The sequence below is a fragment of the Mycobacterium colombiense genome, assembly GCF_003284975.1.
Taxonomy (GTDB): domain Bacteria; phylum Actinomycetota; class Actinomycetes; order Mycobacteriales; family Mycobacteriaceae; genus Mycobacterium; species Mycobacterium europaeum_A.
This window is the reverse complement of sequence record NZ_QMEU01000028.1, coordinates 38864-52494: the sequence shown is the minus strand read 5'-3', so window position 1 is coordinate 52494 and position 13631 is coordinate 38864. Positions and strand designations below refer to the sequence as shown.

Below are 13631 nucleotides of genomic sequence, written 5' to 3'. Positions count from 1 at the left end.
GGGTGGGCATGTCTATCCAGCCGGGCAGCTGGTGGTAGAACGTGCGGATCACCGCGACCTGGCCCGCACCCAGCTCGCCGCGGCGTTGTCCCGCGGCGGTGGCCGGCAGCAGCGGCGCAATGGGTTCGCCGGTCAGGCCGTGGCGCGGGCCCAGGTCGCCTGCCTCCTTGAGGCGCCGGGAGGCTTCGGCGCGGCTGATCAGGGCCGCCTCGGCGATGGCGTGGACCACCGTGCCGCCGAGCTCCTGGGAGGGGGCCTGGCGGGCAAGGGAATTGATGAGCGGATGCTCGACAGCAGGCAACCGCCGGCGCACTCTTTCGCAGCGCTCCAATACCGCCAACTGGTCGCGGGCGGCCAACGCATCGCAGTCCGACCCGAGCACATCGTCGAAGGCAGCGTCGATGACGTCAAACGCCGCGAGCAGGGCCTCCGGATCTACACTCACACCCCGAAGCTATCGAAGGCCACCGACAAGAACGCTGGTTTTGTGGCCAGTGAAACTGAAGTGGTACAGGTGGATTCGGAGTTTCAGGGCCCTAGCGAATTGGCAGCAGCGGGACGGGCTGGCCGAGCTAGCCCCACGATGGACTGGTGGTCAGCACATCGACACCACTGTCGGTGATGTGGACCGTGTCCCGGCGGTACGCCGCGCCGACGCCCTCGCGCCACACATATCCGGTGATCGCCAACACCATCCCCGCCTCGAGCACGTCGTGTTCGCCCGCGGCCAGGAGCGTTTCGGACACCACCGGCGGATCGAACCCTAACCCCAGCCCGTGCGCGACCGGCATCGGCGGCACCGGCTCACCGGCCGCCGCGTAGGCGGCGAGCAGGTCGCGGGTGGACGCGCCGGGGCGACATGCGGCAAGCATCCTGTCGTACAACAGATCCGAGCGCTCGAAGAGCGCGCGGACCTCGTCGGTGATGGTATTGCCGGCCGGCCGGGTCCGCCCCACCTCGGCGACATAGCCGTTCGCCAGTGCGCCCGCGGCGAACGCGACGAGGTCACCCGGCCGGGCCTCGGACGCGGCGGCGCGACGCCACGGTTGTTCGCGCGACGTCACCCACGCGGCGTCCTGGGTCGCCGGTGTGCTCACCCCGCCCGCGGCCATCGCCTCCATCATCACCCCAGCCAGCGTCCGCTCCGACACGCCCGGCGCGAACGCGCTCAGCGCGGCTGCCAGTCCGTGTTCGGCGACGCGCACCGCCTGGCCCATCGCCGCGACTTCGTCCGGCGTCTTAATGCGCCGCGCGGCGCGCATGGCCGGCTCGGCGTCAACCAACTCGGCGTTGGGAAACGCCTCGGGCAGCAGCGCCGCGAAAGTCGGTGTGATCGCGTCGGTTCCGACCCGCCGGGCCGCTTCGGCGCCCTCGATCTTCTTCAGGACGTCGATGAGGGTCAATGGGTTCCAGGCCAACCCGTACAGGTGATCGTGGCCGATCTCCTCCGGAACGCCCTCGTCGTCGGTGCTGTTGAGATAGATGCCTCCGGTGGCACGCACCAGCACGCACATCGGGCCGAACGGGCGTGTGCCGGCTATCCATAGCTGCGGCGCGCCCGTGACGTAGCGAATGTTGGCCTGCCGGCCCAGCACCAGGATGTCGAGGTCGTGCTCCGCCATCTGGGACAGCGCCCGTTCCCTTCGGCCCGAGCGCAATTCGTGCGCGTCGGGCAGGACTTCAGTAGCCATACGGGGTGTACGGGTAGTCGGTGATCGGCGCGTAGCCGTCTTCGGTGATCACCACGATCTCCTCACTGCGGTAGCCTCCGGTGCCGTCCTCCCACATCACCGGCTCCAGAACCAGCACCATGCCGGGCGGAAAGACAAAGTTGTCGTCGAACTCCTCGCCGAGATCCGTTCCGATCATCGGCGCCTCCGCGGGGTAGGTGCCGATACCGTGACCGAGGTAGAAATGCGGCAGCCATGGTTTGCGGCCACCGTTGGCCGCGATCGCGGCGCGCGCCAAATCCCCTGAAGTTACACCGGCTTTGGTCACGGCGAGCACGGCGTCCAGGACCGTGCGCCACTGCCGGAACTGATCTTGCTGGCGCGGCGTGGGCCGTTCGCCGACGATCCAGGTGCGGCCGAAGTCCGAACAGTATCCGTGGTAGGTGATGCTGATGTCGGTCCACAGGACGTCGCCGGCGGACAGCTCCCGGTCGGTGGGCAGCAGCGGCAGCGCAAGATCGCCGTGCGTAGTCCACACGCCGGCTTCCCGCGAACTGGGCATCACCTGCCAGATGGCCTCGAGCATGTTGGTGGTGGCACCGAGTTCGAACGCCCGCCGAACGAAGGCGGCCGAGAGATCGATCTGTCGTACGCCCGGCTTCAGCGCCTTCTGCACGCCGACGACCGCCTTTTCGGTGATGCGGGCGGCCATGCGAAGACAGGACAGCTCGTCGCGGGTCTTGACCAGTTGCGCGGCCCCGAGCACGATCGCCGCGTCCGTGGGCGGCCCACCCGGGAACAGCGTGGACGCCGAGCGGCGCATGGCGCCGGTGAGCTCGTCGACGGCGACGCCGGCGCCCGGCGGAATGAGATCGGACAGTTTCCGCGCGAAATCCTCGACGCCGGAATCGAACTCGAGGTAGGCCGGGTCGTGCAGGTGGTCGTCGGGCACCGGGTACTCCGCGGACGCCCCGCTGCGTAACGGCATGAACAGGTGCGGATGCACGTCGTCGGCGAGCACGACGGCGACCGGACGCTCGACGTGGGACAGGCCGGCATCCAACAGCGGCCAACTGACCCCGGTCGCGTATCCGACGTAGCCGTTCATCAGCAGGATCAACGCGTCGACGCCGTGTTCGGACATGGCGGATCGCAGCCGCGCTCCGGTCTCGACGCGCATGCGGGCCCAGTCCGGCTCATCGGGTACGTCGAGCACCGAGGCGCGGGCGGCCATCGAGTTCGTCATGCCGAGATCCCCAGGAACTTCCTGATGTTGCCGCCGACCACCCGAACGGCGTCCTGCGCACCGACGGCGTCGACCACCGCGGCCAGGGAACGCTCCGAATAGCCGAAGGTGCTTTCGTTGTGCGGATAATCGGATGACCACATCACCTTGTCGATCCCGATCTCGTCGATCTGCCGCAGCCCCAGCGGATCGACCATGAACGAGGCGCACATGTGCTCATCCCAGTAATGGCGGACCTCCCGCTCGGGTTCGTGTGCCAGCATATGCCGGTAGGAGACCAGCACATGCTCGGCGTCCTGCAGGGCCGTCGGCACCCACGCGATGCCGCCCTCGAACCAGCCGATCCGCAGCCGCGGATGCCGGTCCAGGATGCCGCCGAAGATGTACTTGGAGAACATCTCCCGGAATGAGTCGATGTTGACCATCATGGCCACCGCGACGCTGTTGACCTCACTGGGAAACTTGGGCTGACTCTCGCCGATGTGGTGCGTGACGGGCAGCCCGGCCTCCTCGATCTCGTCCCAGACCGCGCTCATCGCCGCGCTCGAATAGTCGATGGGCTGACCGTTGGCATCGTTGCCGGGGCTGATGGGCATCAGAAACGTTGTGAGCCCCAACGACTTCAGCTCGGCCAAGGTGCGTCGGGCGCCGGCCGGGTCCCACCAGTTGATCAGTCCGACGCCGTAGCAGCGCCCGCCGGAGCGTTCCTGAACGCCGGCGATGTGCTCGTTGTAGACGCGAAAGATCCGCTCGCGGATCTGGGGGTCGGGGTGGTGGAACAGCGCGAGCACCGCGTTGGGGAAGGCCAGTTCCCTGTCGACGCCGTCCTCGGCGAGCTCGCGAACCCGGGCTTCGACGTTGTTCGTGGCCGCCCCGGCCAGATCGTCGTATTGCATGAGCACAGCGCTGAAATCGCCGACCACCATGGATTGCCCGGGCGACCCGAGCAGATACGCGCCGTCCTCATACCAGATTCGCGGGGCCTGCTCCTTGAGCTCGTCGGGAAAGCCTTGGTAGAAGATGTCATCGGCCACCGAGATGTGGTTGTCGGCGGAGAACACCTCGGTACCCGCAGGCAGGCCGGTGCTGAACTCCGCGGCGTGACCGCGGCGATCCTTGGGCGCGCCGATCACGCCGTCGGGGTAAAGGGCTTTGGCTGGGCTGGACATCATCGTCCCTTCGTTGCGATACCGGTCAACCGGGATAGCTGACACCGGTGAGCCGTTCGGAGAGCTGCCACAGCTCGCGCAGGCCGGCCTCGCTGCGCGCCAGCCGCGGGACACCCGCGAAAGTGACACCGCCCCGGACCGTTTCGTAGAAGCCACGCGGCCCGTAGTAAGTGGCGCCCTGCGCAGCCGGGGACACCGCGGCGTACAGCGTCGGCTTGATGCCCTCGTCGATGTCGAGCCACATGAACGGCAGCAGCCGCCACGTCAGCCGCGTCAACCGGGCCTGCAAGGTCGGTGTGGTGCGACCGTACGACGCGCCGCTGAGCAGGTTCGTCTTGGTCAGACCCGGGTGCGCGGCGTTGGACATCAATCCCCAACCACCGCATCGACTGCGCCGATCCAATTCGACGGCGAACATCAGTTGCGCCAGCTTGGCGACCCCGTACGACCGCATGGGTTTATAGCCGCGTTGCGCGTTGACGTCGCCGAAGTCGAGATTGCCCTGGGTCGCGGCGAGGCTGCTGACCGTCACCACCCGCGCAAACTCCGCCGCCCGCAGCAAGCCCAGCAACCGTCCGGTCAGCGCGAAATGCCCCAAATGATTTGTGCCGAACTGCAATTCGAAGCCGTCACGGGTCTGCTGCCGGCGTGGCGGCGTCATGACGCCGGCGTTGTTGATCAGGATGTCGATCGGGCGGCCTTCCGCGGTCAGCACCTCCGCAAGCCCGGCCACGCTCGGTAGCGACGACAGGTCGAGTTGCCTGATGGTGAGCTTGGCCTGCGGCACCTCGCGGCGGATGTCCGCGACCGCACGCTCGCCCTTGGCCCGGTCGCGGACGGCAAGCGCCACCTCGGCACCCGCGGCCGACAGCCGCTTCGCCAGGCCGAACCCAAGACCGCTGTTGGCCCCCGTCACGACGGCGAATCTGCCCCGCAGGTCGGGAACGTCCAGCGCGAGATCGGGTTTCACCATGTCACGGGCAACTCGTAGAGACCGTAGGCCAGCGCGTCGTGTTTGAACGGAAGCTCATCGAGCGGCACGGCGAGCCGCAGGGTCGGGACGCGGCGCAGCAGGGTGGGTAGGACGATCTGCAACTCCATGCGCGCCAGCTGCTGACCCACGCACTGATGACGTCCGTAGCCGAACCCGACGTGCGGCCCGTCCTCGCGCTGCAGGTCCAGCCGGTCGGGGTTGGGGAACTGGCGCTCATCCCAGTTCGCGGGGGCGACGTCGAGGATGATGCCGTCACCGGCGCGGATGGTTTCGCCGCCGATCTCGATGTCCTCGACGGCGATTCGGCGCTGCCCGGTCTGGATGATGCTCAGGTAGCGCATCAGCTCTTCGACCGCGGTGGCGATGACCTTGGGATCGTCGGTGTCGTGCAACAGCGCGCGTTGGTCGGGATGTTCGAGCAACGCCGCGATGCTCAGGCTGATCATGTTCGCGGTGGTCTCATGGCCGGCGATCAGCACACCGGTGGCCAACTGCGCGGCCTCGCGCACGCTGATCTCGCCGGCATTGACCCGCTCGGCGAGGTCGGACACCAGATCCTCGGACGGGTCGTGCATTTTCGCCCGCACCAGGTTGGCCAGATACTTCGCCAACGAGGCGGCACCCTGGGCGGTGTCCTTCTCGGTCGCGTAGCGGCCCATGCCCCGCTGGGCCTGAGTCTGGAAGAATTCCGCGTCCTCATAGGGCACGCCCAGCAGTTCGCTGATGACCAGCGAGGGGACCGGCAGCGACAGGGTGCTGACGATGTCACCGGGCTTCGGGCCGGCGAGCAGGGCGTCGATGTGGTCGTCGGTGATCTTCTGGACCGCCGGTCGCAGCGCCTCAACCCGCTTGAACGTGAACGGTTTAGACAGCATCCGGCGGAACCGGGTGTGTTCTTCGGCGTCGGAGGTGAACACCGAGCGTGGGCGCTTGTGCACCGTGGCCAGCATGCCTTCGTTCCAGTGCGGATAGCCAGGCAACCGGTCGTCGACGCTGGTGCGCGAATCGGTGAACAGCGCGCGTATCGCGTCGTAGCCGTGGATGAGCCAGGGGGTGCTGCCGTCCCAGATCCGCACCCTGCTCAGCTGCTTGTCGGCGTTGAGCGCCAACACCTTCGGGGGCGGGGCGAACGGGCAGCCGGGGGCCCGCGTCATCGGGAACTCCGGGATATCGGTGGCGGCGGATCCTGCGGTCATCGTGCTCCTCTGTTGTCGGCCTGCGCGGTGGTGTGTCCTGGCTGGCCGCCGGCCGCACCCACGTGGACCGGCGCGCGCCAGAGGCCGACGATCGCGTCGATCAGCCCCTCGCCGGCCACCGGCCACGCCGACCGCGACCGCGGTCCGTGCTCGGCCAGTGCGCCCTCGTGTTCGGCGCAGGTGTGCATGAGTAGGTTGCGCACCATCACCATCCGTTCGGCACGCACTCGCTTGGGTAGCTCCGGCAGGCACCGGTTGATGCCCTCGAGCGTGCGGACCAGCAGCGGCGACGCCAGGGCGTCCTTGGTGACCACATGCCGGTGTGTGGGGTCGGCCATCGCCTGCGCGGCGAAACGCGCGTACCAGGTCGGGGTGCCCAGCGCGGACAGATGATCGGTCAACGGGCGTACCAGCGCGCCGACCCAGTCCCGCAGCTCGGTCGAATCGCCGATGGCGCCCAGCATCTGGGCCCGCAGTTCCTCGATCGGCTCGCGGTGCTTGCTCTCGATCGCGCGGAGCAGGTCGACCCTGGTGCCGAAGTGGTAGCACGCCGCGGCGTTGTTGCCCTGCCCCGCCGCTTCGCTGATCTGCCGATTGGACACGGCGTACATCCCGCGTTCGGCGAACAGCACTTCGGCGGCCGACAAGATCGCCTCGCGGGTGCTTGTCGACCTATCGGAGCGGGCGACCCGCTCGGCGGTCATCGCCTCAGTGAACACGCCGCGCCGGATTAAATCAAGCAGTTTATTTATCCCATACCGGCCGGACTCCAATGGCCATCGAAACACCGGGTCGTCAACGGCATTTCATCGTGCTGACGCCTTGATCCGGCACCCGCGGAATACAGTCATGCCATGAATCCGCTGCAGCGGTGGGCCCGCAACCCGACGGTCTACCGCGTGCTGATCCTGAACGGTCACCGGGTCGTGGAGTGGCTCGAAGCCGCGCTGCGCTTCCTGACCAACGGACGCCTCGGCGTTTTGGATGTGGCCGGCCTGCCCAACGTGCGGATCACCATCTCTGGTCGCAAAACCGGTCTCGCCCGCAGCGCCACCGTGCAATACGTCCCCCTTGATGGTTCCCTGTTGCTGATCGGATCGAACTGGGGGCGCCCACGCCACCCATCATGGTCCGCGAATCTCCAAGCGGCGCAACGTGTCACAATGCGCCGGCTCGGGCACCGTTGCGTGGCGGCGGTGCGCCTGCTTGATGGCGCGGAGCGCGATGAAGCGTGGGACAAGGCGCTGGCGTCCTGGCCGAATTATCGCCTCGCCCAGGAACGCGCCGGCCGGCGCCGATTCCGGTTGTTTCTACTCACGCCCACCGGTTGAATTGCGATCGGGCGCCCTGCTTTTGGCCGACAGGGGCGCTCAGCCCGCGTGGTTCCTGGTCAGGCGCGCGATCTCGGTGCCCCAGACGGATTGAGCACCGGCGTCGCCCACCCGGTAGATCTGGACCATCGACGAGATCCCTACCGCCAGCGCGACTATCGCGGCGAGTATCCGGGTGGCGGCGCGGCCCTTGTCGGATCGGCGTTCGATCACCCGCACGACGACGAGCACGACCGCGGCCGCCAGCAACGCGGCGGAGAAATAGGCCATCAGGCTGCCCCGCTCGGCGTGCTCGCGCAGGATCGGGCTGGGGTTCGCCCGCAGGCCGTAGAGCCATCCGCCCGCATTGATGGTGATGGGCGTCAACACCATGGTGACCACGGCAAGGATCAGCGTCAGCCACAGCAGCTGTCCGCGCCGGGCCGCCGGCCACAACCCGCAGACGATCACCAGCAGGGCGGTCAGCGGCACCAGCACTAGGACGAAGTGCAGCCATAGGGCGTGAGCCGGCATGCCGTTGATGACATTCATGGCGTCCCTCGCGGTGGTCGCGCGGCGCCTAGCCGCCGAGGCCTTTCTTGATGGCCGCGTCTTGCTTCTGGCCGACGTCGTTGACGAAGTCCGGCGGGGCCAGCGTGTCGGTCGGCCCGTCGAACTCCAGCGTCGCGAGCGCCTTACCCTCGGTGAAAAGCAGGATCACCACGCCCTTGCTGCGGTCGGCGGTGTTGCCCATCAGCATCGTTCCGCCGCTGCCGATGTTGGACGGTTGCGTGGTGGGATCTTTGATCGCCCCGCCCTGTTGGCCCTTGGCGGTGTTGAGCGCGTTGGTGGCGGCGTCGGGGTCGTCGTACACGTTGATGGTGACCTTTATGGCGTGGCTGCCGTCGTCGTCTTTGAAGGTCGTCGCCACGCCCGGCTGGCCGTTGGGATTGTCGGTCGGGGGAGCGGCGGTGAAGGGGACCGGGGCGTTGATGTCACTGGCCTGGATCAGCAGCTTGGCGTACTCGTTGGGCTGCGCCGGCACCGGTGACGCCGGCGCCGAGCTGCTGGGTGCGGAGGTTGCCGAGGTGGCCGATCCCGACTTCGCCGGCGACGGTTGCGGTTTGTTGTTACCGCAGCCGGCGACCGACACCGCCAGCGCCGTCGTCGCTGCGACACCCGCGAGCACCGTCCGTGACATCCTCATCGCATCGAGCTCCTTCCAGGTTTTCCTGGCGACAACGTCGGGTCATCCTTCGAATCGCACAGTACATTGCTGCGCGGCGGCGGATGCCGCGCAGCGTCCTGGGGAGCCGGGCGCGCTACTCGAGCTGATCGCGCAGGCAGCTCAGCGTGTTAGCCAGGATGCGGGACACCTGCATCTGGGACACGCCGATGCGCTCGGCGATCTGGCTCTGCGTCATGGATTCGAAGAACCGCATGCGCAACACCTCGCGTTCGCGCTCGGGGAGGGTGGCAACCAACACCCGCAGCGCTTCCCGGTTGGTGATGTGCTCGATCTGCGGATCGATGTCGCCGACCGAGTCGGCCACCGAGCGAGGCGTTCCCGAACCGTCGGCGCCGAGCGGCGCGTCGAGGGAGTCGAGCCGGTAGGCGTCACCGGCGACGAGGCATTCGACGATCTCCTCGCGCGGAACCTCGAGCACCTGCGAAAGCTCACCCGCGGTGGGCGCACGGCCGAGTCGTTGCGACAAATCGGCGGTCGTCCTGCTGATCTGCACATGCAGCTCGCGCAGCCGCCGCGGGACGCGCATTCCCCAGCTGTAGTCGCGGAAGTAACGCCTGACCTCGCCCATCATCGTGGGTACCGCGAAGCCGATGAAGCTCGGACCCTTCGCGGGGTCGAACCTGTTGACGGCGTTCATCAGGCCCAGCCGAGCGACCTGAATGAGATCGTCGAGGCCCTCGCCCCGGCGGGCGAAATGGCTGGCCACGTGGTCGGCCAGTGGCAGGCACCGGGACACGATGCGTTCGCGCTGGTGGGCGTATTCGTACGATTCGGCCGGCAACTCCTGCAGCACCAGGAACATTTCGACGACATCGTCGTAGGAATCATCGGATTTAGTGGTCCGCGTGGTCGGGGCCGGACGGGTTGCAGAAATTACATTTGTCATCGGCTGGCGCACCCCGTGTTCACTCGAAAAATCGGGTAAACGGTTGCGCGAAAACAAGTTTGCATCGCTGACTCCTAGAGTCGTCCGCAGTGAAGGTTCACAGCTATGCGCACTTCTCGCCCCCACTGCATCTCGATCCGCAGGACGGTCGGTGGGCCAACGCGCGACACGAAGCGAATGGTGACTGGGGCTGATCCGCCGGAGCCATACCAAGCTCAGTAGCCATGCGGCTGACTGGACCGCTTTTAGCTAAACGGCGACACGTCCATCAACGGACTTATTGGAGACTATACGCCCCCTTGCACCATCCGGCGATCGCTCGGAGCAACGGATTCAGATAATTTCTGAACAGTTTCCACGGTGTAGCGGCGGCGGTTCGGCAAGCCGCCGTTGCGGGCTTCGGCGCCCTCCCGCGTGCCGGCGCACCTCCCCCAGCTGCGGTGTTATCGAGGGTGGTGCGGCACGCCGGGAAGCGCCCGCCGATCCAGCAAACTGGTTCGGCGCGATTGGGCCACTTCTACCCGAACAGATTAATTTATGGCCACGGCCCGGGGGACGGTACGCGGCTTTGCCCGGCGGGACGGCGGGGGCTGCACCCGAGGCCGCCGGCGATGCGTTTGTGCAGCGCGACGGCGGCGACGACGTGCCAATCCTCCCCGTGTTGGCGAGTTGCCGGTGGCGGGCAGCGCCGCAGGCGAGGAAAACGTGGGTTCGCGTTCTCATTCCTGAGTCGGCTGGGTACTGTTCGCCTAATGTTCGTGACCACCGTCGAGCGCGTGCCCGTCAGCCGGCCGCGAGAGCAGTTCGCGGGCAACACTTTACGGTGTGCACCGGTTGGCGCGCACCGGAGGTTGCGATGAGCGGAAACGGTCCCGAGGTCCCGCTGTCGGGGCACGGTGTGGTGGTTTCGGGCGGTAGTCGCGGTATCGGCCGCGCGGTCGCCGAGCTGCTGGGCGGACTCGGCTCCGGCGTCGTCGTCAACGGGCGCGACGAACGGGCCGTGCACGAAACGGTCGCGACGATCACGGCGGCCGGCGGGCGGGCCCACGCGGTGGTGGGATCCGCGGACGACGAGCGCGTCGCGCGTCGGCTCGTCGACGAATGCGTGAGCGCGTTCGGGCGGTTGGACACGCTGATCAATTGCGCCGGGATCGCCGAACCGCGCGGTTCGTCGATCCTGACCATCTCCCCGGCCGAGTTCGACCGTCTGATCAGCGCTCACCTCGGCACGGCGTTCCACACCTGCCGGGTGGCCGCTCCGGTGCTCGCCGCCCAGGGGCACGGCGCCATCGTCAACACCAGCTCGGTGGCGTTCCTGGGTGACTACGGCGGCACCGGATATCCGGCGGGCAAGGGCGCCGTCAACGGCCTGACGATGGCGATCGCCGCCGAACTGAAGCCCTACGGGGTGCGGGCCAACGTGGTCTGCCCCGGGGCCAGGACCCGGCTGTCCACTGGCGACGACTACGAGAAGCACATCGAAGACCTGCACCGCCGGGGTCTGCTCGACGAGATGACCATGCGGGCCTCGCTCGACAGCGCTCCGCCCGAGTTCGTCGCACCGGTCTACGCGTATCTGGCCAGCGACCTCTCGCGCGACGTGACGGGTCACATCCTTGTTGCCGCAGGCGGTTTCGTGGGCAGTTTCGATCGCCAAACGCCACGGCTGCTGGGCTACCGCGACCACCACCGGGCCGGGCCGTGGTCGGTGCAGGACGTGCACGAGATGGTCGGCGGCGCGCGCGCCGACGAACCGGCAGGAAAGTCGGCGACCTAGCCACGCCTGAGGCGTTCGGGCCGCGTCAATTACGAGAGATGGCTGGCGGCGAAATCGGCCGCCTGGTCGACCATGCCCGCCTCTACGTACTGGCGGTGTGCGGCCGGGTTGCCCGCGCCGGAACACACCGGATCGCCGGGCACACACAACTCGAGGGTCTTCGCCGCGTACAGCGGCCCGATGGACACGGGCGGCTCGTTGATGATGCTCATGAACTGGCTCGACGGCTTGCCGAACAGCGCCACCGCGGCGACGTGGTTGGCCACCTCGGCCGGCATCGGTTGCAGCGCCTGCACCAGGTGAACGCCGTCGGGTACGGCACTTTCGGTGACGAAGCCCATCACCGCCGCGCCCTGCGAGTAGCCGCCCAGCACCATCTTGGTGCGCGGGCAATTCGCGGCCATCTGCTCGACGTGATTGCCGGCGTCGCTGATGCCGTCGGCGGCGGTGGGAAAGTCGGTGGTGGCCGGATAGTTGACCGGATAGACACCAACCGACTTCCCGCCGACGTGCGAACGCAGAGTGTCGACGAAGCTTTCGCCGATGCGGCCGACGCCGGGGGGCTCGCTGGTGCCCCGGGCGAAAACCACCTCGACGTCGGGGCATGGTTCCGCCCACGCCGGCGCGACCGGGCCGATCAGCAGAGCCGAGACCGGCGACAGCACAGCACAAGTCAACGCTGCGAGGGGATTCGCCTTCACATCGCGATCCTGCCACAGCACGGCGCCGCGCGCGCGTTGTGGGGATCGTCCTCGCCCCGGCTGTGACGAAGACCGCCACGTCGACTAGTCGCGTCGACCCTGCCGCTTCGCGCGGAACGCGGTCCGGGCGGCGTGCAGCGCACCGCGGAATGTGTAGGCGGCAGCCACCACGCACAGCAGGATCAACACGACGAACATCGGCAGCCAGTTGTCCCTGCTGTGACTGACGTTCCACCAAATGATCGTGAAGAGGACGGCACAGAGCAGCAGGACCCCGTCCCGCCAGTTGCCGTGGTAGGACAGCGCGGCCCGGCGCAGCACGCGGCTGCGGTCCGCCGCATCGATCAGGTCGTCGATGCGACCCTCGATGCTGCGCCGCAATTCGGCGCGCCTGTCGACGTCTTCGGGCGGGAGTCGTTCGAGCAGGTCCATGTCCTGCTTGATCGCTTCCCGGTAATCAGGACCGCGGAATTGCCCGGCCGCAACCGCGAGCAGTGCGCCACCAAAGATGGGCGCGCTGTTCAGCGCGACCTGTGCCAAACCCACCACGTCGATGCCTCCTTCGATCGGTGGACAACGTCGGCCCATTGACGGTTAGCGCATCGCCCCCGCGCAACTTCACGACACAACGGCGAATACGTATGGTCAAAATCGCCGCACCGCCCGCCCGGGGGTCAGGATGCTTTCGAGGACCGGCGGCGCGTTGGGGCCGGCTCGGGCGCGCCGAGGGCATCCATGGCGCGGACCAGCTGCGGGTAGGCGATCGCCGGCCCGATCCAGCGGCTGAGGTAGCGGCGCAGATCGTCGCCGCTGCGCGGTGGCCGTCCCGGGTCCGCCAGGAAGGAATGCAGAACCCGCAGCGAGAATTCGTTCAGCTCGTCCAGGCCCGCCTCGTCGAAACCGTAACGCTCCCAGTCGATGTCGTAACGGTGCAACATCGAACGGCCGAAGGCCAACGCGGTATCGGAGACGATCGACACTTTCTGGCCGCCGCGGTGGCGCTGGTTGAGCACGAATCCGACCTGATTGTCCGAGGCCAGCTCTTCGACCGCGAACGCCATGCCCTCGGTGATGGCCACCACCGGATCGGTGACACCTTCGAGATGGGCCGCCATGCGATCGAGGAAGCCGTCGGCCGACCGCATCGCCGACGCCACCAGCAAGGCCTGCGTGCCGGGGAAGTACCGATAGACGGTCTGGCGGGTGACCCCCAGCGCGCGCGCCACGTCGGCGATCCGCATCGCCGAGCCGCGTTCGTCGATGATCTTGTCGGCGGCGTCCAGGATGCGCTCGATCGCCTCCGCGTTGGAAGCGGGCGTGTTTCCGGCCCAACCGTGACTGCGCATGATTAGCGGACGGCAAACCCGTAGCCGATGAACCCCACCGCTGGATCATATCGTCTGACGGGGCGTCATCGGTGCTGGCTAACCGCG

Annotated in this window: 15 protein-coding genes; 2 read left to right on the top strand and 13 right to left on the bottom strand. The window is 67.6% G+C overall.

Annotation, left to right across the window (positions count from 1 at the left end; all coding sequences use genetic code 11):
- The 7 genes from DQP58_RS12305 to DQP58_RS12275 all read right to left on the bottom strand — a co-directional run.
- The coding region (locus DQP58_RS12305) for a DUF222 domain-containing protein (RefSeq protein WP_205869409.1) at positions 1-445 on the bottom strand (445 nt) is incomplete at its 3' end.
- Positions 446-572: 127 nt separating this feature from the next.
- Positions 573-1691 (bottom strand): M24 family metallopeptidase, encoded by a 1119-nt coding sequence (locus DQP58_RS12300; protein WP_112708654.1) that lies wholly within the window; start codon positions 1689-1691, stop codon positions 573-575.
- Complete coding sequence (locus DQP58_RS12295; RefSeq protein WP_112708653.1) at positions 1681-2916, bottom strand: M24 family metallopeptidase; 1236 nt, start codon at positions 2914-2916, stop codon at positions 1681-1683. Before DQP58_RS12295 ends, DQP58_RS12300 begins: the two co-directional genes overlap by 11 nt.
- A complete protein-coding gene (locus DQP58_RS12290) occupies positions 2913-4085 on the bottom strand; it encodes an amidohydrolase family protein (protein ID WP_112708658.1) in 1173 nt (390 codons plus the stop codon). Before DQP58_RS12290 ends, DQP58_RS12295 begins: the two co-directional genes overlap by 4 nt.
- Before the next feature lie 25 nt (positions 4086-4110).
- Entirely contained in the window at positions 4111-5058 is a 948-nt protein-coding gene (locus tag DQP58_RS12285) for an SDR family oxidoreductase (RefSeq protein WP_112708652.1), read from the bottom strand.
- On the bottom strand, positions 5052-6275 hold the full coding sequence (locus DQP58_RS12280) for a cytochrome P450 (RefSeq protein ID WP_112708651.1): 1224 nt from the start codon (positions 6273-6275) through the stop codon (positions 5052-5054). The genes DQP58_RS12285 and DQP58_RS12280 overlap by 7 nt, the downstream gene beginning before the upstream one ends.
- Positions 6272-6994 carry a TetR/AcrR family transcriptional regulator gene (locus DQP58_RS12275; protein WP_112708650.1) on the bottom strand — a complete coding sequence of 241 codons (723 nt, stop codon included), beginning with the start codon at positions 6992-6994 and terminating at the stop codon, positions 6272-6274. The genes DQP58_RS12280 and DQP58_RS12275 overlap by 4 nt, the downstream gene beginning before the upstream one ends.
- A 135-nt stretch (positions 6995-7129) precedes the next feature.
- On the opposite strand from DQP58_RS12275, the gene DQP58_RS12270 reads away from it, so the two are divergent.
- A complete protein-coding gene (locus DQP58_RS12270; protein ID WP_112708649.1) occupies positions 7130-7606 on the top strand; it encodes a nitroreductase family deazaflavin-dependent oxidoreductase in 477 nt (158 codons plus the stop codon).
- A gap of 39 nt (positions 7607-7645) precedes the next feature.
- Here DQP58_RS12270 and DQP58_RS12265 read toward each other — a convergent pair whose 3' ends face one another.
- The 3 genes from DQP58_RS12265 to DQP58_RS12255 all read right to left on the bottom strand — a co-directional run bounded on the left by DQP58_RS12265 (position 7646) and on the right by DQP58_RS12255 (position 9720).
- Positions 7646-8137 carry a hypothetical protein gene (locus tag DQP58_RS12265; protein WP_112708648.1) on the bottom strand — a complete coding sequence of 164 codons (492 nt, stop codon included), beginning with the start codon at positions 8135-8137 and terminating at the stop codon, positions 7646-7648.
- A gap of 28 nt (positions 8138-8165) precedes the next feature.
- A complete protein-coding gene (locus DQP58_RS12260; protein ID WP_112708647.1) occupies positions 8166-8792 on the bottom strand; it encodes a hypothetical protein in 627 nt (208 codons plus the stop codon).
- A 115-nt stretch (positions 8793-8907) separates the two neighbouring features.
- Entirely contained in the window at positions 8908-9720 is an 813-nt protein-coding gene (locus DQP58_RS12255) for a SigB/SigF/SigG family RNA polymerase sigma factor (protein WP_112708646.1), read from the bottom strand.
- A gap of 856 nt (positions 9721-10576) precedes the next feature.
- Between DQP58_RS12255 and DQP58_RS12250 the strand changes: the two genes are divergently transcribed.
- A complete protein-coding gene (locus DQP58_RS12250) occupies positions 10577-11497 on the top strand; it encodes an SDR family NAD(P)-dependent oxidoreductase (RefSeq protein ID WP_112708645.1) in 921 nt (306 codons plus the stop codon).
- 29 nt (positions 11498-11526) lie between these two features.
- Here DQP58_RS12250 and DQP58_RS12245 read toward each other — a convergent pair whose 3' ends face one another.
- From DQP58_RS12245 to DQP58_RS12235, 3 genes are all read right to left on the bottom strand, one after another.
- Positions 11527-12162, bottom strand: a complete 636-nt coding sequence (locus DQP58_RS12245; protein WP_165827852.1) for a cutinase family protein — start codon at positions 12160-12162, stop codon at positions 11527-11529.
- 120 nt (positions 12163-12282) lie between these two features.
- On the bottom strand, positions 12283-12753 hold the full coding sequence (locus tag DQP58_RS12240) for a hypothetical protein (RefSeq protein ID WP_205869410.1): 471 nt from the start codon (positions 12751-12753) through the stop codon (positions 12283-12285).
- 119 nt (positions 12754-12872) lie between these two features.
- Positions 12873-13544, bottom strand: coding sequence for a TetR/AcrR family transcriptional regulator (locus DQP58_RS12235; protein ID WP_112708643.1), 672 nt, complete (start codon positions 13542-13544; stop codon positions 12873-12875).
- Between the last annotated feature and the right edge of the window lie 87 nt (positions 13545-13631).

Excerpts from the sequence above, each read along its gene's own strand:
- DQP58_RS12235 (WP_112708643.1), bottom strand. The coding sequence starts at position 13,544 with ATGCGCAGTCACGGTTGGGCCGGAAACACGCCCGCTTCCAACGCGGAG.
- DQP58_RS12280 (WP_112708651.1), bottom strand. The coding sequence starts at position 6,275 with ATGACCGCAGGATCCGCCGCCACCGATATCCCGGAGTTCCCGATGACG.
- DQP58_RS12260 (WP_112708647.1), bottom strand. The coding sequence starts at position 8,792 with ATGAGGATGTCACGGACGGTGCTCGCGGGTGTCGCAGCGACGACGGCG.
- DQP58_RS12285 (WP_112708652.1), bottom strand. The coding sequence starts at position 5,058 with ATGGTGAAACCCGATCTCGCGCTGGACGTTCCCGACCTGCGGGGCAGA.
- DQP58_RS12300 (WP_112708654.1), bottom strand. The coding sequence starts at position 1,691 with ATGGCTACTGAAGTCCTGCCCGACGCGCACGAATTGCGCTCGGGCCGA.
- DQP58_RS12295 (WP_112708653.1), bottom strand. The coding sequence starts at position 2,916 with ATGACGAACTCGATGGCCGCCCGCGCCTCGGTGCTCGACGTACCCGAT.
- DQP58_RS12255 (WP_112708646.1), bottom strand. The coding sequence starts at position 9,720 with ATGACAAATGTAATTTCTGCAACCCGTCCGGCCCCGACCACGCGGACC.
- DQP58_RS12265 (WP_112708648.1), bottom strand. The coding sequence starts at position 8,137 with ATGAATGTCATCAACGGCATGCCGGCTCACGCCCTATGGCTGCACTTC.
- DQP58_RS12250 (WP_112708645.1), top strand. The coding sequence starts at position 10,577 with ATGAGCGGAAACGGTCCCGAGGTCCCGCTGTCGGGGCACGGTGTGGTG.
- DQP58_RS12270 (WP_112708649.1), top strand. The coding sequence starts at position 7,130 with ATGAATCCGCTGCAGCGGTGGGCCCGCAACCCGACGGTCTACCGCGTG.
- DQP58_RS12290 (WP_112708658.1), bottom strand. The coding sequence starts at position 4,085 with ATGTCCAGCCCAGCCAAAGCCCTTTACCCCGACGGCGTGATCGGCGCG.